At 67.8% G+C, this 24,574-nt stretch carries 27 protein-coding genes, 1 pseudogene and 1 riboswitch; of the genes and pseudogenes, 13 read left to right on the plus strand and 15 right to left on the minus strand.

The window, feature by feature from the left end; genetic code table 11:
• Positions 1 to 11: 11 nt before the first annotated feature.
• The gene (locus tag AC5Y3P_RS07365; protein ID WP_500045238.1) at positions 12 to 1,154 is read left to right on the plus strand and encodes an acyl-CoA dehydrogenase family protein; all 1,143 of its coding nucleotides are present in this window, start codon (positions 12 to 14) and stop codon (positions 1,152 to 1,154) included.
• 67 nt (positions 1,155 to 1,221) lie between these two features.
• Here AC5Y3P_RS07365 and AC5Y3P_RS07370 read toward each other — a convergent pair whose 3' ends face one another.
• Entirely contained in the window at positions 1,222 to 2,025 is an 804-nt protein-coding gene (locus tag AC5Y3P_RS07370; RefSeq protein WP_500045239.1) for a fasciclin domain-containing protein, read from the minus strand.
• A 181-nt stretch (positions 2,026 to 2,206) separates the two neighbouring features.
• Between AC5Y3P_RS07370 and AC5Y3P_RS07375 the strand changes: the two genes are divergently transcribed.
• A complete protein-coding gene (locus AC5Y3P_RS07375) occupies positions 2,207 to 2,728 on the plus strand; it encodes a gamma carbonic anhydrase family protein (RefSeq protein WP_500045240.1) in 522 nt (173 codons plus the stop codon).
• A gap of 90 nt (positions 2,729 to 2,818) precedes the next feature.
• Here AC5Y3P_RS07375 and tet(V) read toward each other — a convergent pair whose 3' ends face one another.
• The gene (tet(V), locus tag AC5Y3P_RS07380) at positions 2,819 to 4,102 is read right to left on the minus strand and encodes a tetracycline efflux MFS transporter Tet(V) (RefSeq protein ID WP_500045241.1); all 1,284 of its coding nucleotides are present in this window, start codon (positions 4,100 to 4,102) and stop codon (positions 2,819 to 2,821) included.
• Between the two features lie 105 nt (positions 4,103 to 4,207).
• Positions 4,208 to 5,020, minus strand: coding sequence for an enoyl-CoA hydratase (locus tag AC5Y3P_RS07385; protein ID WP_500045242.1), 813 nt, complete (start codon positions 5,018 to 5,020; stop codon positions 4,208 to 4,210).
• Between the two features lie 115 nt (positions 5,021 to 5,135).
• Between AC5Y3P_RS07385 and AC5Y3P_RS07390 the strand changes: the two genes are divergently transcribed.
• Positions 5,136 to 6,221, plus strand: coding sequence for a CaiB/BaiF CoA transferase family protein (locus AC5Y3P_RS07390; RefSeq protein ID WP_500045243.1), 1,086 nt, complete (start codon positions 5,136 to 5,138; stop codon positions 6,219 to 6,221).
• Between the two features lie 140 nt (positions 6,222 to 6,361).
• On the opposite strand, the pseudogene AC5Y3P_RS07395 reads toward AC5Y3P_RS07390, so the two are convergent.
• Both AC5Y3P_RS07395 and AC5Y3P_RS07400 read right to left on the minus strand, forming a co-directional pair.
• Positions 6,362 to 6,670 (minus strand): annotated as a pseudogene (locus AC5Y3P_RS07395) (DMT family transporter); the annotation flags it as partial.
• 1 nt (position 6,671) lies between these two features.
• Positions 6,672 to 6,986, minus strand: coding sequence for a DMT family transporter (locus AC5Y3P_RS07400; protein WP_500045244.1), 315 nt, complete (start codon positions 6,984 to 6,986; stop codon positions 6,672 to 6,674).
• Between the two features lie 14 nt (positions 6,987 to 7,000).
• A riboswitch (guanidine-III (ykkC-III) riboswitch) is annotated at positions 7,001 to 7,064 on the minus strand.
• Between the two features lie 198 nt (positions 7,065 to 7,262).
• Here AC5Y3P_RS07400 and AC5Y3P_RS07405 point away from each other — a divergent pair.
• Together AC5Y3P_RS07405 and AC5Y3P_RS07410 are read left to right on the plus strand one after the other, a co-directional pair.
• Positions 7,263 to 8,015 (plus strand): 3-hydroxyacyl-CoA dehydrogenase, encoded by a 753-nt coding sequence (locus AC5Y3P_RS07405; protein ID WP_500045245.1) that lies wholly within the window; start codon positions 7,263 to 7,265, stop codon positions 8,013 to 8,015.
• A gap of 24 nt (positions 8,016 to 8,039) precedes the next feature.
• Positions 8,040 to 9,038 (plus strand): NAD(P)H-dependent flavin oxidoreductase, encoded by a 999-nt coding sequence (locus AC5Y3P_RS07410; RefSeq protein WP_500045246.1) that lies wholly within the window; start codon positions 8,040 to 8,042, stop codon positions 9,036 to 9,038.
• A 229-nt stretch (positions 9,039 to 9,267) separates the two neighbouring features.
• Here the strand turns inward: AC5Y3P_RS07410 and AC5Y3P_RS07415 are convergent, their stop codons facing one another.
• Together AC5Y3P_RS07415 and AC5Y3P_RS07420 are read right to left on the minus strand one after the other, a co-directional pair.
• Positions 9,268 to 9,396, minus strand: coding sequence for a hypothetical protein (locus AC5Y3P_RS07415; RefSeq protein ID WP_500045247.1), 129 nt, complete (start codon positions 9,394 to 9,396; stop codon positions 9,268 to 9,270).
• Positions 9,397 to 9,493: 97 nt separating this feature from the next.
• A complete protein-coding gene (locus AC5Y3P_RS07420; RefSeq protein WP_500045248.1) occupies positions 9,494 to 10,027 on the minus strand; it encodes a DoxX family protein in 534 nt (177 codons plus the stop codon).
• Between the two features lie 124 nt (positions 10,028 to 10,151).
• On the opposite strand from AC5Y3P_RS07420, the gene AC5Y3P_RS07425 reads away from it, so the two are divergent.
• From AC5Y3P_RS07425 to AC5Y3P_RS07435, 3 genes are read left to right on the plus strand one after another with little or no spacing between them, the layout of a single operon-like run.
• Positions 10,152 to 12,470: an MMPL family transporter gene (locus tag AC5Y3P_RS07425; protein WP_500045249.1), complete on the plus strand. Its 2,319-nt coding sequence runs from the start codon at positions 10,152 to 10,154 to the stop codon at positions 12,468 to 12,470.
• Complete coding sequence (locus tag AC5Y3P_RS07430; protein ID WP_500045250.1) at positions 12,467 to 13,153, plus strand: TetR/AcrR family transcriptional regulator; 687 nt, start codon at positions 12,467 to 12,469, stop codon at positions 13,151 to 13,153. The genes AC5Y3P_RS07425 and AC5Y3P_RS07430 overlap by 4 nt, the downstream gene beginning before the upstream one ends.
• Before the next feature lie 53 nt (positions 13,154 to 13,206).
• Positions 13,207 to 13,794, plus strand: coding sequence for a class I SAM-dependent methyltransferase (locus AC5Y3P_RS07435; protein WP_500045386.1), 588 nt, complete (start codon positions 13,207 to 13,209; stop codon positions 13,792 to 13,794).
• A 10-nt stretch (positions 13,795 to 13,804) separates the two neighbouring features.
• On the opposite strand, the gene AC5Y3P_RS07440 is transcribed toward AC5Y3P_RS07435, so the two are convergent.
• Positions 13,805 to 14,521 (minus strand): NAD-dependent deacylase, encoded by a 717-nt coding sequence (locus tag AC5Y3P_RS07440; RefSeq protein WP_500045251.1) that lies wholly within the window; start codon positions 14,519 to 14,521, stop codon positions 13,805 to 13,807.
• 36 nt (positions 14,522 to 14,557) lie between these two features.
• Between AC5Y3P_RS07440 and AC5Y3P_RS07445 the strand changes: the two genes are divergently transcribed.
• The gene (locus AC5Y3P_RS07445) at positions 14,558 to 14,920 is read left to right on the plus strand and encodes an Rv1152 family transcriptional regulator (protein WP_500045252.1); all 363 of its coding nucleotides are present in this window, start codon (positions 14,558 to 14,560) and stop codon (positions 14,918 to 14,920) included.
• A gap of 43 nt (positions 14,921 to 14,963) precedes the next feature.
• On the opposite strand, the gene AC5Y3P_RS07450 is transcribed toward AC5Y3P_RS07445, so the two are convergent.
• Positions 14,964 to 16,220, minus strand: coding sequence for a PucR family transcriptional regulator (locus AC5Y3P_RS07450; protein ID WP_500045254.1), 1,257 nt, complete (start codon positions 16,218 to 16,220; stop codon positions 14,964 to 14,966).
• A 130-nt stretch (positions 16,221 to 16,350) separates the two neighbouring features.
• On the opposite strand from AC5Y3P_RS07450, the gene AC5Y3P_RS07455 reads away from it, so the two are divergent.
• Positions 16,351 to 18,009, plus strand: a complete 1,659-nt coding sequence (locus AC5Y3P_RS07455; protein WP_500045255.1) for a flavin-containing monooxygenase — start codon at positions 16,351 to 16,353, stop codon at positions 18,007 to 18,009.
• Here AC5Y3P_RS07455 and AC5Y3P_RS07460 read toward each other — a convergent pair.
• From AC5Y3P_RS07460 to AC5Y3P_RS07470, 3 genes are read right to left on the minus strand one after another with little or no spacing between them, the layout of a single operon-like run.
• On the minus strand, positions 17,890 to 18,726 hold the full coding sequence (locus AC5Y3P_RS07460; protein ID WP_500045256.1) for a class I SAM-dependent methyltransferase: 837 nt from the start codon (positions 18,724 to 18,726) through the stop codon (positions 17,890 to 17,892). The genes AC5Y3P_RS07455 and AC5Y3P_RS07460 overlap by 120 nt on opposite strands.
• Positions 18,723 to 19,241 (minus strand): DUF1697 domain-containing protein, encoded by a 519-nt coding sequence (locus tag AC5Y3P_RS07465; protein ID WP_500045257.1) that lies wholly within the window; start codon positions 19,239 to 19,241, stop codon positions 18,723 to 18,725. The genes AC5Y3P_RS07460 and AC5Y3P_RS07465 overlap by 4 nt, the downstream gene beginning before the upstream one ends.
• A complete protein-coding gene (locus AC5Y3P_RS07470; RefSeq protein WP_500045258.1) occupies positions 19,238 to 20,059 on the minus strand; it encodes a class I SAM-dependent methyltransferase in 822 nt (273 codons plus the stop codon). The genes AC5Y3P_RS07465 and AC5Y3P_RS07470 overlap by 4 nt, the downstream gene beginning before the upstream one ends.
• A gap of 31 nt (positions 20,060 to 20,090) precedes the next feature.
• On the opposite strand from AC5Y3P_RS07470, the gene AC5Y3P_RS07475 reads away from it, so the two are divergent.
• The gene (locus tag AC5Y3P_RS07475; protein ID WP_500045259.1) at positions 20,091 to 20,534 is read left to right on the plus strand and encodes a PPOX class F420-dependent oxidoreductase; all 444 of its coding nucleotides are present in this window, start codon (positions 20,091 to 20,093) and stop codon (positions 20,532 to 20,534) included.
• 109 nt (positions 20,535 to 20,643) lie between these two features.
• Entirely contained in the window at positions 20,644 to 20,817 is a 174-nt protein-coding gene (locus AC5Y3P_RS07480; protein WP_500045260.1) for a DUF5302 domain-containing protein, read from the plus strand.
• Positions 20,818 to 20,877: 60 nt separating this feature from the next.
• Here the strand turns inward: AC5Y3P_RS07480 and AC5Y3P_RS07485 are convergent, their stop codons facing one another.
• Both AC5Y3P_RS07485 and AC5Y3P_RS07490 read right to left on the minus strand, forming a co-directional pair.
• Positions 20,878 to 22,206 (minus strand): acyltransferase family protein, encoded by a 1,329-nt coding sequence (locus tag AC5Y3P_RS07485; protein WP_500045261.1) that lies wholly within the window; start codon positions 22,204 to 22,206, stop codon positions 20,878 to 20,880.
• Between the two features lie 61 nt (positions 22,207 to 22,267).
• The gene (locus AC5Y3P_RS07490) at positions 22,268 to 22,564 is read right to left on the minus strand and encodes a DUF732 domain-containing protein (protein ID WP_500045262.1); all 297 of its coding nucleotides are present in this window, start codon (positions 22,562 to 22,564) and stop codon (positions 22,268 to 22,270) included.
• Positions 22,565 to 22,683: 119 nt separating this feature from the next.
• On the opposite strand from AC5Y3P_RS07490, the gene AC5Y3P_RS07495 reads away from it, so the two are divergent.
• Positions 22,684 to 23,274 carry an HhH-GPD-type base excision DNA repair protein gene (locus AC5Y3P_RS07495; RefSeq protein ID WP_500045263.1) on the plus strand — a complete coding sequence of 197 codons (591 nt, stop codon included), beginning with the start codon at positions 22,684 to 22,686 and terminating at the stop codon, positions 23,272 to 23,274.
• A 94-nt stretch (positions 23,275 to 23,368) separates the two neighbouring features.
• Here the strand turns inward: AC5Y3P_RS07495 and AC5Y3P_RS07500 are convergent, their stop codons facing one another.
• Complete coding sequence (locus AC5Y3P_RS07500; protein WP_500045264.1) at positions 23,369 to 24,568, minus strand: Rv1157c family protein; 1,200 nt, start codon at positions 24,566 to 24,568, stop codon at positions 23,369 to 23,371.
• Between the last annotated feature and the right edge of the window lie 6 nt (positions 24,569 to 24,574).

The following is a 24,574-nucleotide window of genomic DNA, read 5'->3' on the forward strand; positions in this document are numbered from 1 at the left end:
ACGAGAAACCCATGAAGCGAACCATTTACGACGCCGAACACGAGGCGTTCCGGCAGACCGTCAAGGACTACATCGAGCGTGAGCTGGTGCCGAACTCGGAACGGTGGGAGACCGAACGGCTGGTGGACCGGTCGGCGTACACCGCCGCGGGCAAGTACGGCCTGATCGGGTTCAACATGCCCGAGGAGTTCGGCGGCGGCGGCTCCGATGATTTCCGGTTCAACGCCATCATCGACGAGGAGATCGCCAAGGCCGGCGTGCACGGCCCGGCGCTGAGCCTGCACAACGACGTCGTCGGCCCGTATTTCAAGGAACTGGCCAACGACGAACAGAAGCAGCGCTGGATGCCCGGCATCGCCAGCGGCGAGCTGATCATCGCGATCGCGATGACCGAGCCCGGCGCCGGCAGTGACCTGGCCGGTATCCGCACCTCGGCGGTGCGCGACGGTGACGACTGGATCATCAACGGTTCCAAGACGTTCATCTCCTCGGGCATCAACTGCGACCTGTGCGTCGTGGTGGCCCGCACCGATCCGGAGGCCGGCCACAAGGGCTTCACCCTGTTCGTGGTGGAGCGCGGCATGGAGGGCTTCTCCCGCGGTCGCAAGCTCGACAAGATGGGCCTGCACAGCCAGGACACCTCCGAGCTGCACTTCGAGAACGTCCGGGTGCCGAACGCCAACCTGCTCGGCAAGGAAGGTCGCGGTTTCTATCACCTGATGACCAACCTGCCCTCGGAGCGGCTCTCGATCGCGATCTCGGCGATCTACGGCGCGCGTGCGGTCTTCCAGGAGACCCTGCAGTACGCCAAGGACCGCAAGGCGTTCGGTCAGTCCATCGGCAGCTTCCAGCACAACCGGTTCCTGCTCGCCGAGATGGAGACCGAACTCGACGTCACCGAGAACTACATCGACCGCTGCCTGCAGGGTGTGGTCGACGGTGAGCTGACCGCGGTCGAGGCGGCCAAGGCCAAGTGGTTCGCCACCGAGACCGCCAAGAAGATCATCGACAACTGCGTGCAGCTGCACGGTGGCTACGGCTACATGATGGAATACCGGGTCGCTCGGGCCTATGTGGACGGCCGGATCCAGACGATCTTCGGTGGCACCACCGAGATCATGAAGGAGATCATCGGCCGCGATCTCGGGGTCTGACCTCCGCTCCCAACGCAAATGGCGCTCGAAATCCAAGGATTTCGAGCGCCCTTTGCGTTGCGTGAACTCAGGCGGCTTCGGTGTCCTCCGCAGCGGCCTCAGCAGCACCAGCTTCAGCAGCCTCGGAGTCGGTCGGCTCGGCCTCGGTGGTCTCGGCCTCGGTGGTCTCGGCCTCGGTGGTGGCTTCCGGGCTTTCGGTGGCCGTGGTCTCGGTGGTGCTGGTCGGCGACGTCGTGGTGGTCGCGTCGGCCGGCAACGCGTTCGCCGGCGAGAGCACGGTGTCGATCAGGTAGATCTTGGCGTTCTGCGCGGTGATCCCGCCGCACACCACCTTGGCGGTGTCGTCGAACTTCAGATCGCCACCCTTGCCGGTGATCGTGATCTGGCTGCCCTCCTGGGTGGTGAGCTTGCCGTGGATGTCGTCGGGGCCCAGGATGCCCAGCGCGATGTGGTAGTAGACCAGCGCGGTGAGCTGGGCCGGATCGGCCTTGAGCGCCTCGGTCTGCGCCGGATCCAACTTGGCGAACGCCTCGTTGGTCGGGGCGAAGATGTTGTACGGACCGTTGTCGATCACGCTGACGATGTTCACCGCCGGGTTCCAGCCACCCGAGATCGCCGAGTTGAACGTGCTCAGCTCCGGGATGCTGGCGATGGCCGCGGTGCCGGACTGGTCGAACAGCCCCCGCAGACCGGTGGCCGGCAGCGACTTCTTGAAGTCGTCGCACTTCGGGCCATGCACGTCGGGAATCTCCACCGTGACCGTCGGCTCCGGCGTCGGTTCATCGGCGTAGGCGGTGACAGCGGTCGGGATGGACACCGTGATCGCGGCGATCGCGGCGGCCAGCCCCAGGGTCTTCACTCGAGTCGTCATCAGGCGGCTCCTCTCGGCTTGTTACGTCGTCAGGCAGTGCCCGGCCGTTACTGCGGGCGGCGTCAAGTCGTCAGGAATCCTAAGCGCACCCGGTCCGGCGTGACACAGCGCACCCGTCGGACGTGACCCAGCGCACGCCGTTTGCCGGCCCCGATTTGCCCGGGCATCTACCATGTCGGCCATGCCTGAACCCCTCATCGTCGCGATCCAGGGCCGGAGCCCACAGCTGCACGACGAGGCCTGGGTGGCGCCGACCGCAGCGCTGATCGGCCCGGTCAGTCTGGCCGCGCGGGCCAGCGTCTGGTACTCCGCGACGCTGCGTGCCGAGTTCGAGCCGATCGAGATCGGGGCGGGCTCCAACATCCAGGACGGCGTCACCATCCACGTCGACCCGACGTTCCCGGCGCGGATCGGCGCGGACGTCACCGTCGGGCACAACGCCGTGCTGCACGGCTGCACCATCGAAGACGGCGCGCTGATCGGCATGGGCGCAGTCGTGCTCAACGGGGCGGTGGTCGGCGCCGGTTCACTGGTCGCGGCCGGCGCGCTGATCCCGCAGGGCATGGTGGTGCCGCCCAACTCGATGGTCAGTGGCGTTCCCGGCCGGGTGCGACGCGAGCTCAGCGAGGCCGAGGTGCAGGGCAACCGGCACAACGCGCTGGCCTACCAACACCTGGTCGAGCTGCACCGGCAGTCGTCCTGACCGGGCGCACCTCCTCCGCCGAATCTGCGTTTTCATCCGCTCTACCCGGCGTGTTGCGGATGAAACCGCCGAATCGACGGGAAGGAACGGTCAGCTCAACGGATGCGCGACCTCGTCGCGCGCCATCCGGGCGCCGAACCAGGCAATCAGCGCCAACAGCACCGGCAGCACGCCGGCCACCAGGAAGATCACCTGCATACCAACGACTTTCGACAGCGGCCCGACGATCGCCATCGACACCGGCATGAAGGCCAGTGAGACGAAGAAGTCCAGACTGGACACCCGGCCGAGCATCTGCGCGGGCACTCGGCGCTGCAGCAGCGTGCCCCAGATGACCATGCCGGCGCCGTCGGTCACACCAACCGCGAACGAAGCCAGCGCCATCAGGAAGAACGAACTGGTCCAGCCGATGACCACCAGCGGCAGCGTGCCGACACCCCACATCAGCATCATCACCGTCAGATAGCGCCGCGGCAGCGGTCGTGACGACACCCCCAACGCGCCGACCGCGCTGCCGACGCCGAAGGCCGCCAACACGAAGCCGTACATCCGGGCGCCGTCGTCGAACCGCTCGTCGGCGATGAACGGCAGCAGCACCTCGATCGGACCGATCACCAGCAGCACGAAGAGACTGGCGAACAGCAGCGTGGCCAACAGCCACGGGGTGCCGACCATGAACAGGAAACCCTCGCGCAGATCGGTGAGCACCCGCGGCTTCTGCCGCACCGGCTCGGCGACGAACCCGCCGGACACCGGGCGGGTCGCGACCAACAGCGCCAGGCCGAGCGCGAACAACACCGCCACCGCGACGGCGCCCAGGGTCGGGAAGGTCGCGCCGATCAACAGACCGGCCACGGCCGGCCCGGCCGCGCGCTGCAGCACCGGCCGCATCACGCCCTCGACACCGTTGGCGGCCAGCAGCTGTTCGGGCGGCAGGATCCGCGGCAGGTAGGCGCTGTAGGCCGGGAAGAAGAACGCCGCGGACACCCCGAGCGCCCCGGCAGCCACCGCCATGTGCCAGATCCGCAGCGCCCCAACCATTCCGAGCACGGCCACCGCGGTCACCGCGACCAGGTTGGCGGCCTCGACGACGATGATGATGCTGCGCTGTGGAAACCGGTCTGCGGCAATGCCGCCGACCAACACGAAGGCCACCAGGCCGACGCCCAAGCAGGTGGCGACCAGGGACAGCGCGGCCGGGTCGTGCGACAGCTCCATAACCTGCAGCGCCATCACGACCGCCCACATGCCCTCGGCGAAGATCGTGATCGAGACCGCAGCGATCAGCAGCCGGTACTCGCGGAACTGAAAAGGCGCGAGCACCCGCCAGCCCGTCGTGGGGCGGACCTCTTCGAGTTGACGTTCGGCGCTCACCTGAAAAGGGTGCCGGAACCCGGGATTGGTCGTCCACCCAATTTTGGCCCGCGCCGCAGTGCGCGACCGGAGCTCATGGTGCCGTTCGACGGCGCCGGGCTGGACTCAGCTGTCGGTGAAGGTGGGGGAGCGCTTCTCCTGGAAGGCCTGAATGCCCTCCCGCAGATCGGGAGCCCGCAGCAACAGATACTGCCCGGCGGTCTCGTGCGCGAGGGTGGTGTCCAGATCGCCCAGGGTGGCGCCGTTGATCGCTTTCTTGGTCTTGGCGAACGCCACCGCAGGCCCGTTCTGCAGCCGCTTGATCACGGCCGCGGCCTGCGCCTCCAACGCGTCGGCCGGATAGACCGCGCTGATCATGCCCCAGTCGGCGGCCTCGGTCGCCGACACCCGCTCGGCCAGCAGTGCCATCTTCATCGCGCGACTGCGGCCGATGTTGGCGGCCACCAACGCCGATGCGCCGCCGTCGGGCATCAGGCCGATCTTGGTGAAGGCCAACAGGAAGAACGCATCCTCGGAGGCGAGCGTCAGGTCGCAGGCCAGTGCCACCGACACCCCGATCCCGGCGGTGGGTCCCTGCACCACGGCCACCACCGGCCGCGGGAAGTCGATGATGGCGCGGATCGCGCGGTTGCCCTCGTGCAGGGTGTCCATCGGTTGGTGGCCGTCACCGGTGTCCTCGGCGCCGATGCCGGCACCCGAGCAGAAGCCGCGACCGCTGCCGCCGATCCGCACCACTCGCACCCGCGGGTCGGTGGCGCCGCGCTCGAGCGCATCGGCCATGCCGGCGAACACCGTCGGGGTCACCGAGTTCAAACTGTCCGGCCGATCGATGGTGATCGACAGCACACCGTCGGTCAGATCGACCAAGAGGCCATCTACGGGAGCCAGCGCGTCCAAACCGGTTTCAGCGATCGTCATGCACACACCATAGAAACCCTGGGACGCTCATGCCTAGCCCACCCGTCAGTTGGTTGGGAGGGGCTGACAAGATCACGGTGGACACGGTTATCCCCGGACTCATGGAGGTGCTCACGTGGCGGGACCATTGCAGGGATTGCGCGTCATCGAACTGGCCGGCATCGGCCCCGGCCCACACGCGGCGATGATCCTTGGAGATCTGGGTGCCGACGTGGTGCGGGTGGACCGGCCGGGCGCTTCGGCCAACGCGACGCGCGACGCGATGCTGCGTAACCGCCGTTCGATCACGGCCGATTTGAAGTCCGAGGAAGGCCGCAACCTGATCCTGGGGCTGGTCAAGAAGGCCGACGTGCTGATCGAGGGCTTCCGCCCCGGCGTGGCCGAGCGACTCGGATTGGGGCCGGAGGACTGCGCCAAGGTCAACGAGCGGCTGATCTACGGCCGGATGACCGGCTGGGGCCAGGAGGGTCCACGGGCCAGCCAGGCCGGCCACGACATCAACTACATCTCGCTCAACGGCGTGCTGCACGCGATCGGCCGCCAGGGTGAGCGCCCGGTGCCACCGCTGAACCTGGCCGGCGACTTCGGCGGCGGTTCGATGTTCCTGTTGGTCGGCATCCTCTCGGCGCTCTACGAGCGGCAGACCTCGGGTAAGGGTCAGGTGATCGACGCCGCCATGGTCGACGGTTCCAGCGTGCTGATCCAGATGATGTGGGCGTTCCGGGCCAGCGGGCTGTGGTCCGACGAGCGCGGTGTGAACATGCTGGACACCGGCGCGCCCTATTACGACACCTATGAGACGGCCGACGGGCGCTACGTCGCGGTGGGTCCGATCGAGCCGCAGTTCTATGCCGCGATGCTCGACGGGCTGGGTCTGGATCCGGCCGAGTTGCCCGCGCAGAACGACGTGAGCGGCTGGCCCAAGCTCAAGAAGTTGTTCGCCGAGACCTTCGCCAAGCACGATCGGGACCATTGGGCCAAGGTGTTCGCCGGCAGCGACGCCTGCGTGACGCCGGTGCTGAGCTTCGGTGAGGTGCTCGACGAGCCGCACATCGCCGAGCGCGACACCTTCTACGACGCGGGTCAGGACGGCTTGCAGCCGCGCCCGGCGCCGCGCTTCTCACGCAGCACGCCGGATACCCCGACGCCGCCGCGGGTGCCCGGCGAGGACAACGAATCCGTGCTGCGCGACTGGTCCTAATCCGTTGCCGGGCCGGCTGTTTCGGGTTGGCCCGGGTCAGCCGGTCGGGCGACGCTGTCGGTGACCGCGGCGTCGCCGGGCGCGCCGACGTCGCGGCTACGCGGTTTGACCGGTCCGCCCGCTCCGGATGGTCCGGATGAGACCACCTGCAGGCCGACTACCGCGACGATGATCCCGGCCAGGAACACCACCTTCAGCGCGGACACCGGCTCCAGGCCGGTGATCAGCGCGTAGCCCACGGTCAGCGCCGCGCCGAATCCGGTCCACACCGCATACGCCGTGCCGATCGGGATCTGGCGGGCCGACCAACCCAGGCCCGCCATGCTCAACACCAGGGCCACCACGAACACCGTCGCGGCCACCGGTTCGCGCAAACCGTTCGAAAGCCCCAGCGCGGTGGCCCACACCGCTTCGAAGATCGCGCTGAGCAACAGGACCGGCCACGCCATGTCAGCTCACCACCTTCAGGCCGACCACACAGCCGACCAGTGCGGTGAGCAGGATCAACTTCGCGGCGGATGCGCGTTCCTTGTCGACCACGATCGACCACAGCACGGTCAGCGTCGCGCCGATGCCGACCCACACCGCATATGCGGTTCCGGTCGGCAGGAACTTCATGGCGTAGGCCAGGCCGGCCAGACTCACCAGTCCGGCGACCACGAACACGATCACGGGGCGGACCCGGCGGAAACCGTCGGATGCGCCCAGTGCGATGGCCCACACGGCTTCCAACATGCCCGCCAACACCAGGACCAGCCATGCCATGACAAGACCTCCTCGTCGAGTCAGTCTTGTCCGGTGCGGGTACTGCTCCCTCGTCCGCGGGCCCAGGCTGGGCTCCACCTGGGAGGATACCCAGCCGTTGCGGGCATGTCAGGTTGCCGACCCAACTGCGGCGCGCCGACCAGCGTCGACGCCGTCGGGCCCGGGGCGCCGTCCGGAGCGCCCGCTTTCGGGGCGGGCGCGCACTGCCGCCACCCGGATCGGTATAGTCCCGACCAACCAGTAGGTTGAAGTTGTCGAAGAAGGGACTACTTTCTCGTGGAGATCAAGGACTCCGTAGCTGTCGTGACCGGTGGTGCCTCCGGTCTGGGATTGGCCACCACCAAGCGCCTGTTGGACCGCGGTGCCTCGGTCGTGGTGATCGACCTCAAGGGCGCCGACGTGGTCAAGGAGCTCGGTGAGCGCGCCCGGTTCGTCGAGGCCAACGTCACCGATCCGGAGTCGGTCACCGCCGCACTGGACGCCGCCGAACAGATGGGTCCGCTGCGGATCAACGTCAACTGCGCCGGCATCGGCAACGCGATCAAGACGCTGAGCAAGGACGGCGCCTTCCCGCTGGATGCGTTCAACGCCGTCGTGCAGGTGAACCTGATCGGCACCTTCAACGTGCTGCGGCTGTCGGCCGAGCGGATCGCCAAGACCGAGCCGATCAACGGTGAAAAGGGCGTCATCATCAACACCGCGTCGGTGGCGGCTTTCGAGGGTCAGATCGGCCAGGCCGCGTACTCGGCCTCCAAGGGTGGCGTGGTCGGTATGACGCTGCCGATCGCCCGCGATCTGTCCCGCGAACTGATCCGGGTGTGCACCATCGCCCCGGGCCTGTTCAAGACTCCGCTGTTGGGCTCGCTGCCGGAAGAGGCGCAGGCTTCACTCGGCGCACAGGTGCCGCATCCGGCCCGACTGGGTGACCCGGACGAGTACGGCGCACTGGCAGTTCATATTGTGGAGAATCCGATGCTCAACGGCGAGGTCATCCGCCTCGACGGCGCAATCCGCATGGCACCCCGGTAACCACGGGCCAAGGGTAGGAGTCACATGGCAATCAAGACGAAGTTCACCGAGGCGTTCGGGGTCGAGCATCCGATCGCCCAGGGCGGTATGCAGTGGGTGGGGCGCGCCGAGTTGGTCGCAGCCGTCGCGAACGCGGGGGCCCTGGGCTTCATCACCGCGCTGACTCAGCCCACCCCGGCCGACCTGGCCAACGAGATCGCCCGCACCCGGGATCTCACCGACAAGCCGTTCGGTGTGAACCTGACCATCCTGCCGTCGATCAACCCGCCGCCGTACGACGAATACCGTCAGGTGATCGTCGACTCCGGCATCAAGATTGTCGAGACCGCGGGTTCCAACCCGGCCCCGCACCTGCCGATGTTCCACGACAACGGCATCAAGGTGCTGCACAAGTGCACCTCGGTGCGCCATGCGGTCAAGGCTCAGAGCCTGGGTGTGGACGGCATCAGCATCGACGGCTTCGAGTGCGCCGGCCACCCGGGTGAGGACGACATCCCGGGTCTGGTGCTGATCCCCGCCGCGGCCGACCAGATCGAGATCCCGATGATCGCCTCCGGCGGTTTCGCGGACTCCCGCGGCCTGGTCGCCGCGCTGGCGCTGGGCGCCGACGGCATCAACATGGGGTCGCGATTCATGTGCACCGTCGAGTCCTGCATCCACCAGAACGTCAAGGAAGCCATCGTGGCCGGCGACGAGCGCGGCACCGAGCTGATCTTCCGTTCGCTGAACAACACCGCGCGGGTGGCCTCCAACGTGGTCTCGCGTGAGGTGGTGCAGATCCTCAAGGACGGCGGCCAGTTCGAGGACGTCAAGGATCTGGTGGCCGGTGTGCGTGGTCGCCGGGTGTTCGACGAGGGCGACGTCGACGCCGGCATCTGGACCGTCGGCACCGCGATGGGCCTGATCAACGACATCCCGACGGTCGGGGATCTGGTCTCGCGCATCGTCGGCGAGGCTGAGGAGATCATCACCGGCCGGCTGGCCGATCTGGTCTCGGTCGACGAGGCCGAGTCCGCCGCGTAGTTCCGCAAGCGTCTGACAGACGTCGGACCCTGCCGCACCCGAGTCGTGTGCGGCAGGGTCCGACGTGTCTGCAGGCAGACACAAGAAAAGCCGATGCTTCCCCGGTGTAAGCATCGGCTTTTCTTGGATTGGTGCTCAGTGTCGAGACGTGTTGCTGCGCGTCGCGGCCGCGGTCTGTGCCGGTTCGCGGGCGGCCACCGTCTACGTAGGACGCGGCAGGTCGAGCGAACTAGCTTGCGATCAGATGCAGGTCCTCGTCGAGCTGCTCGGAGGTGTCGCCCTCGACCAGGACATCGCCGTGGTAGAGAGCGTCGAAATCAACTTTGATGACATCAGCGTCGGTGTCGTCGATCCACATGACACTGACTGTATGGATCACTATTAAGGAATCATTGAGTCACGGTTCGGAATATCGTGGCAATATTACTGCTCGGTAGGAACGGCCTCGTCGAGGTTTAGCTGACCGGGGTGATCAGGTGGATCGGGTTGGTGCCGTTGAGTGAAACCCAGGTCGCAACTGCAGCGGCGATCGCGATCACCAGCAAGACGATGGACACCAGGCGCGGCCAGCTGTCTCGTCCCCACAGGCGGTAGTCCAGGGAGAACACCCCGGCGCCGGTGAACAGCACCGCCAGCGCGCCGAATCCGATCAGGAACGCCAGGTTGAACGGGTCCGACCAGAACGCCGTCGCCGCGACGTTGACCGCCCAGGCGTCGATCATCGCGGCGACCACGGCCATCGCGGCCAACGGCGTCACCAGACCCAGCAACAGGCCGATGCCGCCCAGCGTCTCGGCGGTGGTCACCAGGAACGCCGCAAGGTTCGGCATCCGCCAACCGGAGGCCGCCATGTTGTCGACCACTGACGAGAAATCGAGGGCTTTACGCAGCCCAGCCTGCAAGATCGCGGCGCCGACGCCGAGCCGCAACAGCAACAGACCGAAGTCGCGGCCGGATGCGCCCAGGCGGATTTCCGAATCGGTGCTCATGGCAGATCAGCCTAAGAGTTCGGGGCCGACGGTGGCGCACTATGCCCCGCCTGACCGTGATAACTTACCGTCGGTAACTTACCGGGAGCCGCCGGCTCGACGACGCCAGACGTAAGGGGATCGAATGCTGCAGCGGATCGCGCTGATGGCCATCGCAGCGCCGCGGCGCATCATCGCGGCGGCCGTGCTGATCATGATCGCCGCCGGGGTCTTCGGTGTTCCGGTGGTCAAGAGCCTGTCCGCGGGCGGATTCCAGGACCCGACCTCGGAGTCGGCGCGCGCCACCGCGCTGCTTAACGACAAGTTCGGCCACGGCGACATGCAATTGCTGTTCAGCGTCACGGCCCCGGACGGCGCCCGCAGCGCCGCCGGTCAAGCCGCCGGCCTGGCGATCGTCGCCGAGGTGAGCAAGTCCGAACACGTGGCCGGCGACGTCGTCGCGCTCTGGACCGCGCCACCGGCAGCCGAAGCCGACCTGCTCAGCAAAGACGGCAAATCCGGGCTGATCATCGCCGAACTCTCCGGCGGCGAGAACAATGCGCAGCACTACGCCGCAGCCATCGTCGACGCGGTCGAGGCCAACGTGCTGCCCGCGCACCCCGACGTCACGGTGACCCCCGGTGGCTCCGCCCTGGTGTACGCGCAGATCAACACCCAAACCGAACACGACCTGTTGTTGATGGAATCGATCGCGATCCCACTGAGCTTCCTGGTCCTGGTGTGGGTGTTCGGCGGGCTGCTGACGGCCGCGCTGCCGATGGCGATCGGCGGGTTCGCGATCCTGGGCTCGATGGCGGTGCTGCGCATCCTGACGTTCGTCACCGATGTGTCGATCTTCGCGCTCAACCTGTCCATCGCGATGGGGTTGGCGTTGGCCATCGACTACACCTTGCTGATCATCAGCCGCTATCGCGACGAACTGGCCGAGGGTGTGCCGCGTGACCAGGCGCTGGTACGCACCATGGCCACTGCGGGACGCACCGTGGTGTTCTCGGCCGTCACCGTCGCGCTGTCGATGGCCGCGATGGTGCTGTTCCCGATGTACTTCCTGAAATCGTTCGCCTACGCCGGCGTGGCGACCGTGGCGTTCGCGGCCGCCGCGGCGATCATCGTCACCCCCGCGGCCATCGTGCTGCTGGGCGATCGGATCGACGCGTTCGACGTGCGGCACCTGGTGCGCCGGGTGCTGCGCCGGCCGGAACCGGCGGCCAAGCCGGTGCAGCAGCTGTTCTGGTACCGCTCCACGAAGTTCGTGATGCGTCGCGCGCTGTTGATCGGCACGGCCGGGGTGGCGCTGCTGGTGTTCCTCGGGGCGCCGTTCCTCGGCGTGGAGTGGGGCTTCCCGGACGACCGGGTACTGCCCCAGCAGGCCTCGGCCCATCAGTTGGGCGATCAACTGCGTTCCGACTACGCCAACAACTCCCAGACCGCGGTGACCATCGTGGTCCCGGATGCCGACGGCGTCACGCAGGCCGACTACGACGAGTACGCCACCACACTGTCCCGATTGACCGACGTCTCCACGGTCAGCGCTCCCACCGGGGCCTACCAAGACGGACGCCGCATCGGCCCGCCGGTCGCCGGTACCGGCGTTGAGCAGGGCAGCGCCTACCTCACGGTCAACAGCGACGCCGAGCTGTTCTCGCAAGCCTCCGAGGACCAACTCGATCGGCTGCACGAGATCTCCGGGCCCGGTGGCCGCGACGTCGCGGTGACCGGTATCGCGCAGATCAACCGCGACTCGGTGGCTGCCATCACCTCGCGGCTGCCCTTGGTGCTGGGGGTGATCGCGGCCATCACCTTCGTGCTGCTGTTCCTGTTGACCGGCAGTGTCGTGCTGCCGCTGAAGGCGTTGCTGCTCAACATCTTGTCGTTGAGTGCGGCGTTCGGTGCGCTGGTGTGGATCTTCCAGGACGGGCACCTCGGGGCGTTCGGCACCGTTCCGACCGGGACGCTGGTCGCCAACATGCCGGTGCTGTTGTTCTGCATCGCGTTCGGGCTGTCGATGGACTACGAGGTCTTCCTGATCTCACGCATCCGCGAGTTCTGGTTGGCCAGCCGACAGACCAAGGAGGACAACGACGAAAGCGTCGCGCTGGGTCTGGCCCGGACCGGTCGGGTGATCACCGCGGCCGCCCTGGTGATGTCGATTTCGTTCGCGGCCCTGATCGCTGCGCAGGTGTCGTTCATGCGGATGTTCGGCGTCGGACTGACGTTGGCGGTGCTGGTCGACGCGACTCTGGTGCGAATGGTCCTGGTGCCGGCGTTCATGCACCTGTTGGGCCGCTGGAACTGGTGGGCGCCGGCGCCCTTGGTGCGGTTGCACGACAGGTTCGGGATCAGCGAATCCGGTGAGCCCGCGTCGGCTGCCGTGGTCTCGACGCCGGCCCCGGCCAATGCGGTGGCCGCAGCCGACGATCCCGGACCCACGGAGCAGCGATGACCGGCCTGCGTCGACGCCGTCGTGCACCGCGCGGTTCGGGGGAGCAGCTGCGCGCCGAGATTCTGGATGCTGCAACACAACTGCTGTTGGAAGTCGGGTCAGCCAAGGATGTCTCCATCCGGGCGGTGGCCCAGCGGGTCGGGGTCACCTCGCCGTCGATCTATCTGCACTTCGCGGACAAGGACGCGCTGCTGGATGCGGTGTGTGCGCGGTACTTCGAGCAGTTGCACGCCGAGATGCAACGCGCCGCCGCCGGCCAGCCCAGCACCCTGGACGTGTTGCGCGCGCAGGGGCTGGCCTACGTCCGGTTCGCCACCCAGACCCCTGAGTTGTACCGGATCGCCACCATGGGGGAGGGCACCCCGGGCAGCGACGTGGACGCCACCTTGAACGCGTCGGCGTTCGTGCACATGCGCGCGTCGGTGCAGACCCTGATGGACGAGGGCATCTACCCGGTGGGAGATCCGACCACCGTCGCGTTGGAGCTGTGGACGGCTGCGCACGGGGTGGCGGCGCTGCTGATCGCCAAGCCGTATCTGCCTTTCGGTGAGGCTGAGGCGTTCGCCGACCGGGTGCTGCGCGCGGTCTGTACCGGGCACCTGGTCGCGGGTATCGTCGGCCAGGATGCCACTCCGCAAGACACCGTGAAATGGTTGTCCGACGTCAAGGGAGTCCGCTCGTGAGCAAGTCCGGCGACCAGCTTTCCCATCCGTTCTTCGCCCGACTCTGGACGGTGATGTCGGCGCACGAGACCGAACTGCTGACCCGATTGCGCCGCGAGAATCTGGCCGGTTTGTCCGGCAAGGTGCTCGAAGTCGGCGCCGGGACCGGCACCAACTTCGCGCACTACCCGGACACCGTCGAGCAGGTGGTGGCCGTGGAACCCGAAGCGTTGTTGTTGAGCCACGCGCAGCGCGCGGCCGCAGCGGCGCCGGTACCGGTGACGGTCAGCGGTGAGCTGATCGAGCACCTGTCCGATCCGGGGCCCTATGACGCGGTGGTGTGCTCACTGGTGCTGTGCACCGTCGAGGATGCGGATTCGGTTGTCCGGCAACTCTTCTCCCGGTTGCGTCCGGGCGGTCAGCTGCGCTACCTGGAACACGTGGCCAGCGCGGGCTGGCGCGCGCGGATGCAGCGGTTCGCCGACGCCACGTTCTGGCCCCGCATGTTCGGCAACTGCCACACCCACCGCAACACCGAGCAGACCATCACCGCGGCCGGATTCGCGGTGGACACCGCGCGGCGGGAGTGGACCATGCCGCGCTGGGCGCCGCTGCCGGTGGCCGAGTTCGCGCTGGGCCGGGCGGTCCGGCCCGCGGCCTGACCCGGTCTCCTCAGCGGTCCAGCAGGGACGGCAGCTCCTGCAGCAACCGGGGTAGTGCGGTGCTGGCACTTTCGCGCACCGTGAGCGTCGCGTCGGCCGATAGCGGGGTTTCCTCGGGGTTCACCTCGACCACCACGGTGCCCTGCGCCAAGGCCAACTCCGGCAACCCGGCCGCCGGGTAGACGATGCTCGAGGTGCCGACCACCACCAGCAGGTCGGCTGCGCGCACCGCCTCGACCGAGGCCTGCCACGCGAGCTCCGGTAGCTGCTCGCCGAACCACACGATGTCCGGGCGGATCAAGCCGCCGCAGTTGCACATCGGCGGATCGAGTTCGAGCTCCGGTTCGGGCATCTCCGTCAGCCGATCGGTGTACACCGAATTGCACCGGTCGCAACGGAATTCGAACAAGCTGCCGTGTAGGTGATGCACTTCGGTGCTGCCGGCGCGTTCATGCAGGTCGTCGACGTTCTGGGTGACGACGGTGACCTCGGCGTAGTCCTGCCAGGCCGCGACCGCGCGGTGCCCGTCGTTGGGTTCGGTTTCGCGCACCAGGTGATGCCGCCACAGATACCAAGCCCACACCCGTTCCGGGTGCTCGGCCCAGCCCTGCGTGCTGGACAACTCGTAGGGGTCGAACCGGGCCCACAGGCCGTTGGCGTCGTCGCGGAAGGTGGGCACACCGCTTTCCGCGGAGATGCCCGCGCCGCTGAGTACCGCTATCCGCACGCCACCAACCTAGCTGGCCTGTTGGATACTGGGCAGGTGGACGTCGCGGAGTGGGTGGTGCTGGACCCGAAAGCCGACCCGCCGCTGTTCGACCAGTTGCGCACCCAGATCATCGACGGAATCCGGAACGGGCGGTTGGCGCCAGGCGCCAAACTACCGACGGTGCGGGATCTGGCCGGTCGATTGCACCTGGCAGCCAACACGGTCGCCCGCGCCTATCGGGAGTTGGAGTCGGCGGGCATCCTCGAAACGCGCGGGCGTTTCGGTACTTTCGTGGCCCGCGCCGACCCGTCCGATCAGGCGTTGGCGCAGGCCGCCCGAAGCTACGCCGACGCCGTGCGCGCGCTCGGTCTGGGCAAGGCCGAAGCGCTGCGTTACCTGGAAGCCGAATTCGACTGAAGCCACGCGGGGTCGACAAGGCGCATCGCGAACGCCCGTTTGATCAGGTCGAGTGCCAACGCAGCACATCGAGCGCGACCGCGACTTCGATGCTGGATTGCGCCAGCGGCCGCGGCAGCAGCTCGTCGGCGCGCGCCAACCGGCGCAGCAGAGTGTTGCGGTGGGTGTACAGCCGTGCCGCGGCCCGCGAGGCATTGCACTGCTCCTCGACGAAAACCCGTACCGTTTCCCGCAATTCGGGGCCGGCCGTTTCCAGTGCGCCCAGAGTGTCGGCGACGAACTGGGCTGCCCGGTCGGTGTCGGCGGTGATCAGCGCGACCAGCTGCACCTCGCTGAACCGGGCGATGTGCTGGGGTGAATTCAGCCGCGCCATCATCTGCTGTGTGGTCAGCGCATCGAAATGGCTGCGGCGGAAGCCGTCGATGCCGTGGCCAGTCGACCCGATCGCGATCCGGATATCCGGTTCGACGTCGGCCAAAGCGGCGCGCACGGCCTGCCGGTCGAGTTCGGTGGGCACCCAGACCCAGCGGGTGGCGGTGCTGGCCAGCACCCGCAGCGGTCGCGCCCGGGCGGCCCGGCCGAACTGTTCGACCACGCGATCCAAGCCGGCGAATTCTCCTTCGGGCCGATCACTCCAGATCACCGCGGCGGTGTGCGGCCCGGTGAGCGCGTAACCCAGCCGGGCCTCGGCCCGCTGCCGCGGGATCGGGGCGCCGTCGAGCAGCAGGGCGACCGTCGCGCGGCGCTCGGCATGGGTGCCGCGGGTCAGCTCATCGCGCTCCAGGTCGATCTGCCCGGCGATGAAGGCCAAGGTGGCGTCGACGAAATCGCTGATCGACTGCGAACACACCGCCAGCAGGGTGCGCAGTTCGGCGGGATCCGAGGTCAGGTCGAACGCGATGTCCATCAGCCGGCGCCAGGCCACCCCCTCGCCGACCCGGTACGCGTCCAGCGCGTAGTTGTCCAAACCGCGGCGGACCAGTTCGCGCGCCACCGCGATGGGTTCGGCGCCGGTGTTGGCCGGCACCGGCGCGCCGGGATCGCGCACCTGGGCGGTGGCCCAGAACAGCAGGTTGGCCTGGTTACTGCGGCTGACCGCGGCCGCCAGTTCCGGGTCGGCCGCGATCGCCGGATTGGCGCCCAGCACCGCGGCGTTCAGCGAGGCCAGCCACTCCGCCCGCGGGTCCAGTGCCGCGTGCGCGATGTCTCGGATCAGTTCCCGGATCCGGGCCGACGGCAATTCGTCGGCCGGGTCGCCGGGCCGGGCGCTCGACCGGGGACCAGCACCACCATCAGCCATCGCACCAGCCTAGATCGACTGGTGCAAAGTGCACCATGCAATACCGGAGACGGTGAAGATTGCCCTTACGGTGCTGCGCGCAACCCGGGGATCATTGGCGGTAATCGAGTTCCCCAGTGAGGAGCCAGCGATGGACCGCACCGCATACACCGCCCAACCCAGCCTCGAAGCCGGCCGAGCTGACTACGGGGATGGCCCCGAGTTCGTCGACGTGTTGATCATCGGCGCCGGTATCTCCGGGATCGGCGCCGCGTACTACCTGCAGCGCGAGCACCCGCAGCGCAGGTACACCATCCTGGAGTCCCGGGACGAAATCGGTGGCACCTGGGACCTGTTCCGCTATCCGGGTGTCCGCTCGGACAGTGACCTGCACACCTTCGCCTACGAGTTCAAACCGTGGCGCGACGACGACGCCATCGCCTCCGGCGGCAAGATCATGGCGTATCTGCACGAGACGGTCGCCGAGAACGGCATCGACCGCCACATCCGGTTCGGCCACAAGGCGATCTCGGCGGCCTGGTCGAGCGCGCAGGCGCGGTGGCTGATCGACGTCGAACGCTCCGACACCGGCGAGCGGATCCAGTTCAGCGCCGGCTGGATCTTCTGCGGCGGCGGCTACTACCGCTACGACCAGGGCTACACCCCCGAGTTTCCGGGACATGACCGCTTCACCGGGCAGATCGTGCACCCGCAGCACTGGCCCGAAGATCTCGACTACGCCGGCAAGAAGGTCGTGATCATCGGCAGCGGTGCCACCGCGGTCACGCTGCTGCCCGCGATGGCCGACACCGCCGCGCACGTCACCATGCTGCAACGCTCACCGACCTATCTGATCCCGCTGCCCCAGCAGGACCGGTTCGCCATCACCGCGCAGCGGATGCTGGGCACCCAGCGTGGTTATACGCTGGCGCGCGGCAAGAACGTGCTGCGCCAGCGCGTGGTCTACGAGTTCTGCCAGCGGTTCCCGAACGCGGCGCGGCGGCTGATCCGGCGCGCCAACGCCCGCCGACTCCCGGACGGGTATCCGGTCGATGAGCACTTCAACCCCGAATACGACCCGTGGGACCAGCGACTGTGCGTGGTGCCCGACGGGGACCTGTTCGCGACCGTCGCCGAGGGCAAGGCCTCGGTGGTGACCGATCACATCGAAACCTTCACCGAAACTGGTATCCGGCTGGCCTCGGGCCGCGAGCTGGACGCCGACATCATCGTCACGGCAACGGGTTTGAACATTCAGCTGCTCGGCGGCATGACGCTGACCATCGACGGGCAGCCGGTCGACTTGGCCAGTCGCGTGGTCTACAAGACCATGATGCTGACCGGGGTGCCCAACTTCGTGTTCGCCTTCGGCTACACCAACTCGTCGTGGACCCTCAAGATCGGGCTGATCTGCGAGTACTTCTGCCGGCTGCTACGCCACCAGGACACCCACGGCTTCGACTCGGTGACCCCGGAGTTCGACGAGGCGGCGCCCGCGACCAAGCCGATGCTCGACTTCGGCGCGGGTTATGTGCAGCGGGTGGCCGACACCTTGCCGCGGCAGGGCGCCGGCAAACGCTGGGCGGTGTCGATGAGCTACCTCGCCGACGCCAGGGTGATGCGGGGCGCGCCGGCCGACGACCGTGGTCTGCGGTTCGCGCGGCGGATGCCGGAATTCAGCGAGCTGCGCTCAGCGGTCGGGCCGGTCGAACTCGAGCAGCGTGAAGGTGGGTCGCAGCCCATCGAGGAACCGGAAGCGCTGGCTGACCGCGATGGCCGCGTTGAGCGGCGCACCCCGGCCCGGGCCTAGTGGGACGTCGTGCACGGCGCGTACGCCCGGCACGGAATTGGCCAACCGGGCGGCCCGCCCTGCGCTCATGTGGAACGGCATCGGCGGCACCCGGTAGCGCCGGGTCGGGCGCAACCAGCCGCGTCGGGTGAGTGCGGCGAACCAGGCCGGTGGCGAATCGAACATCATCTGCCCACCCGGAAAACGCTTGGCGCACTCGGCGATAAGGCCCAGCGCCTGTTCCGGCTGCAGGTACATCAGCAGGCCTTCGGCGGTCACGAACACCCCGCGGCTGGTGTCCACCCGGTCCATCCAGCTGTAGTCCAGTGCTGATTGCGCAACCAACTCGATCCGGTCCGAGGACGGCAGCAGCTCTTGGCGAAGCTGCACCACCGGCTGCAGATCGACGGTCAGCCAACGAAATCGCGCGCCGGCGAGTTGGCTGTCCAACCGCCAGAAGCTGGTTTGCAGACCTTCGGCCAGCGCCACCACGGTGGCGTCCGGGTGGTCGGCCAGATAGCGGCGGGTAGCCGCGTCGTAGGCGTTGGAACGCAACGCCATGTCCTGGCGGGCCGGCCCGAACTTGGCGAAGTCATGGTCGATGGCGTCGTCGAGGGCGATCGCCATCGGGTCGTCGATCAAGCCGTCGGCGCGACGAGCTTCGGTCGCGCGGACGTGCAAGGTGAGTAGGGCGGTCTCGGAGACGCCGGACAGTTCGGCCTTGCGTTTGGCGGTCATCGATTCCGCACCTTCGTCAGTGTCCGCAGGTTGCGGGTGGTGGTCGAGGACTTGTAGCGCTTCTTGAACATCGTCTTGCCGATCGCGGAATTCAGCGTCGCGGCCTTGGGCACCTGCCAGTACAGCACCCCGTCGCCGCGAGCGATCTTCTCCTGCGGCCCGGGCGGCAACGCGGCGAGTTCGTCGAGCACCTCCGGGTCGCTGACGAAGGTGACGTAGCTGTGGGTACCTTCCACCTCGCGCTCGAACGGGTACCCGGCGTCCACCGCGGTCACCGTGTCGAGGTCGTAGACCAGCACCCAGGCGTCGTAGCCGAAGGCGTCGCGCAACGCGGCTTCGGCGGTGGCGCGTACCGCCGAAGCCGGGCCGTCGGCGTCGAGCAGAACATTGCCGCTGGCCAAAACGGTGGTGACGTTGCTGAAGCCGGCGGTTTCGAAAGCCGTGACCACGTCGGCCATCTTCAGGTTCACGCCGCCGACGTTGACTCCCCGCAGGAACGCCGCGTAGCGGGTCATCCGAACTCCAGCACCGTCATGCTCGGTCGGGCACGGCGGAACAGCGGGATGCGATCCAACGGACGGGCCGCGAACAGCCGGAACGCTCCGCGCCCGGCCGGCCACCGGATGTCCCGGGCGGCGGTGATCCCGGGGATCTCACCGGCGAGCGCGAGGGCGTCGTCGGGGGAGATGCCGAACGGCATCGGCGGGGCCTGATAGCGGTCGGAGAGCCGATGGCCCTTCAGGGTGCGGGCGCTGAACCACGGCGGGATGGAGTCGAACATCAGCCGGCCACCGGGGAAGCGCGCCGCGCAGTCGGTGATCAGCGCCCGCACGTCGGCTGGTTCCAGATACATGAACAGTCCCTCGGCGGTGATGAACACCCCGTCGGTGTCGTCCACCTGATCCATCCAGCTGCGGTCCAGCGCCGACTGCGCCAACAGCACGATGCGCTCATCGGGTGGGAACAACCGCTCGCGCAGCTCGATCACCGGCGGCAGGTCCACCGAGTACCAGGTCACGTCATCGAGCAGGCCCTGAGCGTCCAACCGCCAGAAACTGGATTGCAGCCCCTCGGCCAGCGCCACCACCGCAGCTCGCGGATGCGCCCGCAGGTAGGTCGCGGCCACCCGGTCGAAGGCCAGCGCGCGCAGCGCATGCGATTGATCGGGTTTACCGAACTTCAGGTAGTCGTAGTCGATCGCGTCGAAGATGCGAACCGCGTGCGGATCATCGACCGCGCCGTCCGGCCGCTTGGCCTCGGTGGCGCGATTGTGCAGCGTCCACAGGGTGGTCGCCGAGACACCGGCCAAGGTATTGCCATCGATCACGGTCACCGTTTCGAGAATAGCCAAGTACGCTCGCAAGATGACCCGCCAAGTATTCGATGACAAGCTTTTGGCCGTCATCGCCGGAAACGGGATCGGGGTGCTGGCCACCATCAAGCGCGATGGCCGACCGCAGCTGTCGAACGTGTCGTACTACTTCGACCCGCGCAAACTGACCATCCAGGTGTCGGTGACCGAGCCGCGCGCCAAGACCCGCAATCTGCGTCGAGATGCGCGGGCGTCGATTCTGGTCAGCTCCGATGACGGTTGGTCCTATGCGGTGGCCGAAGGTGAAGCCGAACTCACCGCGCCGGCCGCCCGCCCCGACGACGCCACCGTGGAAGGGTTGATCGAGCTCTACCGCAACATCGCTGGTGAGCATCCGGATTGGGACGACTACCGGTCGGCCATGGTCACCGACCGCCGGGTGTTGCTCACCTTGCCGATCGCGCATGTGTACGGGATGCCACCCGGCCGGCGCTAGCCCCGGGCCTTCTGACACCACTCCCGCCCACTCGACCATGCCCGACTGTGTTGCCGAATCTGTGCTGGCATTGCTCTCGCGGTGCGTTCTGCCGGGCTAGGCTGCCTGCATGGGACGACATGAAATGCCGGAATCCGAAGGTGTGAAGAAGTTCCGAGAGGCATTGGAGCGCAAGAACGCCAAGTCGGCTGCGGGTACATCGCACGCCGACGGCGGGCGCAAGCAAGTCAAGGCGCACGGACCGGTGGAGGGCCGGCGGGAGTTTCGCCGCAAGAGCGGCTAGCGCACAGCTTGGTGCGCAGGAGTTGGGCAGTGCGCCCAACCCCTGCGCCGATTCAAGCCATCAGGCCGCGAGTGCCACCTGGTCTCGAGGGGATCCAGCGCTGCGCTTCGAAGCCAGCAGCCGGGCCCCCATCAGCGCAGCCAACATGATTGCCACGCAAGCGATTCCGTCGTCCTTGAGACCCCATTTGACCATCACCAGGGTGGTGGCACCGGCCACGCAGAGCAGCGTCCCGACCGCGGCGCTGCGGCCTCCGGTGCTGTTCAGCGCGGCGCCGTCCCAACCGGGCAGCGGATTGTTCTCCAGCGGCCGCAACAGCAGGAACAGCACCGCGACGACCACGCTGACCACCGCCAGTTGCAGCACGCTGAGGGCCACGAAGTTGGGCTCGCCCGGGTACCGGAACAGGCCCAGGTAGTCGAAAGCCAGGTGCATCAGCAGCAGCGCGGGCATGTGCCACAGGTAGAGCGTCATCGCGCCGGAGTTCCCGATCGCGGCCAGCCACCAGACTCGGGGCCGGCGGGCCCACCGATTGATGGCCGGCATCGCGGCGATTGCGAACGCGCACATCATGATTGCGTGTCCGGCCAGCAGCAGCGACGGCGGTGTCATATTCGCCAGGCGCTGTCCTTCGATACCGACCAGACTCAGCTCGTAGGGGCCGAACGCGAGCAATCCCAGATTGACCGCGAACATCGTCGCGCCCAGCGCGGCTGCGCCGCGGCCGTCGAGCAGACGGTTGCGGTAGGCGACCCCGAACATGCCTGGAATCAGCCACACCACCATGTTCAGATAGCCCAGCAGCGCCAGATTTTCGTCGTGCAGCCGGACGACGTCGACCAGCAGGATCAGCGCGTAGACGCCGACCACGCCGGCGGCCAGTCGACCCAGCGTGGTGATCCGAGACAGCAGCGGCATGGCGGCCAACATCAGGACGTAGGCACCCAGGAACCACAGCAACTGCACCGAAATACCGGCGATCGATTGATAGACCCGGATCGGCAGCACCGTGTGCAGCACCGCCAATGTCACGGCCCAGAACCCCAGGTAGTAGAAGACCGGTCGGAACAGCCGGGTGCAGCGCTTCATCAACCAGCCACCCCAGCTGGTGCCGGGGCGCCACGACGCCGCGCTGGCCGCCGCGCCGGCAAAGAAGAACAGCGGCATGATCTGCAGTACCCAGGTCAGCGCCTGGAACAGCACCGAGGTGGTCAGCAGGTTGCCCCAGATGAAGACGTCGTCTTCGATGATGCTGGTGGCCATGATCGTGTGCCCGAAGACCACGGTCACCAGTGCGGAAATCCGGACGACATCGATTGCACGGTCCCGCTCGGGCGGGGTCTGTGCCTCGACTTCGGCAGGCGTCGGAAAGCCCAGTGTCAATGCCATGGGTTCAACCTATGTTCGGAGCATCTAGGTAGAACTCACTAAATTCGCGACCGCGCAGCCGCTACTGCACCGGGCAGGCATACTTTCGGGCCACGTCCATCACGCGGTCCTGCGCGCCGGGCCCGATGACGCCCTGCGCCGCCAACTCCAAACCGATGTAACCCGGCAGACCGCCGATGCACGCCTGGTGGGCGACCCGCCACGCCGTGTCCGCGTTCAGGTGATAACCATTGCGTTCCAGGCCTGCCAGGTATTCGTCGAAGGCCGGTGTGCCTTGGTCCGGCACCGCGTTGGCCGCGCCGGCCAACGCCACCGCCGTGAACGCCAGTGCAGCAAACGATGCAACCACCCAACGCATGTCGATTTCCCCTCGTAGAACTTCCCCGTGTCGGCTCTACGTTGGCATAGCGCACCGACAACCGTCCTCGCAGTGCTCATCCGAGCCGGTCAGCGGCGGGACCGACCTAGACTGGCGGCATGCCGAACCTGCAGCTCGTTCAAGATCCCGAGGCCGACGCCTTGCTGGAGACCAACCCGTTGGCGCTGTTGATCGGGATGTTGCTGGACCAACAGATCCCGATGGAAGTGGCCTTCGCCGGGCCGAAGAAGATCGCCGACCGGATCGGCAGCCTGGAGGCGACTGTGATCGCCGACTACGACCCCGAGAAGTTCGCCGCGATGTTCGGGGAAACTCCTGCGGTGCACCGTTTTCCGGGGTCGATGGCCAAGCGGGTGCAGGACCTGGCCCGGATCATCGTCGACGAGTACGACGGCGACGCCGCGGCGATCTGGACGCAAGGGCGCCCCGAGGGCCGCGAGGTGCTGGCGCGGATCAAACGGCTGCCGGGCTTCGGCGATCAGAAGGCCCGGATCTTCTTGGCCCTGCTGGGCAAGCAGTACGGGCTGAGCGCGCCCGGGTGGGAAGCCGCCGCCGGCGACTACGGCAAGCCGGGCACCCACATGTCGATTGCCGACGTGCGCGATGCCCAGTCCCTAGACCAGGTCCGTAGCTACAAGAAGCAGATGAAGGCCGAAGCCAAGAAGGCGAAAGCCAAGACCACCGGCTGAGTGCCCAGGGCCAGACAGCGCCGCGAAGCCACCTGCTCACACCCGCCGGAAGCGGAGGAGCCGGTGGCTTCTCGGTTTGACGCAGCCCTGAGTGTCAGGGCACCACGGTGGAGCCGATGGTCGGCATGAACTGGCACTGCTTGTCGACGGTGGTGACCTGCCCGAAGATCGTCGACATGATGCTGCCGGAGCCGGTGTCGACGATCGCGGTCAGCGTGGTCGGTCCGGCCGGGTTGATCTCCGGATTGGGCTGGAGCGTCACGGTGCCGGACTTGCCGGTGGTCAGGTTCACCCAGGTGACGTTCAGCGGCAGCTTCTGCTCGGCGGCCGGAGCCGAGGTGCCCACCGCGGTGAACACGTAGGCGGTCTGGCCCGGGCCGGGGCCGGGGGTCGGGATCTTCGCCGGCCCGGCCACCGAGATCGCGGTGGCGATCGAGTTGCCGCCGTCGGGCAGGCAGCCGTTGCCGATCGACGGGTACATGAAGTCCTGGGTCACCGGGGCGTCGGGATCGGGACCGGTGCTGGATGCGGCGGGCGCGGCATCCGGGGCGGCCGGAGCCGGTGCCGGAGCCGGCGCTGGTGCGGCCTCGGGTGCCGGAGCGGGCGCAGCTTCCGGACCCGGTGCCGGCGCTGCCTCCGGTGCAGCCGGGGCATGGGCCTCGGGGGCCGGCGCTTCAGGTGCCGGTGCAGCCTCGGGCGCAGGTGCTGGGGCCGGCGCTTCGGGCGCGGGGGGCGGTGCAGCGTCGGGTGCGGGTGCGGGTGCCGGCGCCGGTGCTTCGGGTGCAGGTGCCGGTGCGGCTGCCGGGGCGGGGGCCGGAGCGGCCGGCGGCGCTGCCTCGATCGCCGGTCCCGCGGCGTGCGCGGGATCGACGCCCGGCGGCAGGTGCGCCGCGGGTCCGGTCGCCACCGGGCCGGCCAGGTGCTGAGCCGGAGCCGTCCCGGGCACCGTCGCCGCCGGTGGCGGCACGTCGGCGCCCGGGATCGCCTCGGGCGGGTTGGACACGAACTGGCTCACCGCCGCAGCCAGATTCCTCGAGTCCAACGGCGCACCGCCGGTCCCGCTGAACGCCGAGGCCGCCGCCATCAGCATCTTGCTGGCGTTGGCGGGATCGGCGGCAGCTTGCTGGATCGCCGGACTGAGCTTCTCCACAGCTGCCAGACCCGGAGCCTGCAGACCGTCGATCGGCATTGGCACCGGCGCGGGATCAGCCACGGCGACACCGCCGAGCGCAAGCGCCGTCGACGAGCCGAGCGCCACGGCGCTGACGGCGAACAGTTTCCAGGTCATTGACATCGAAGT

Source organism: Mycobacterium sp. NGS45 (assembly GCF_059812645.1).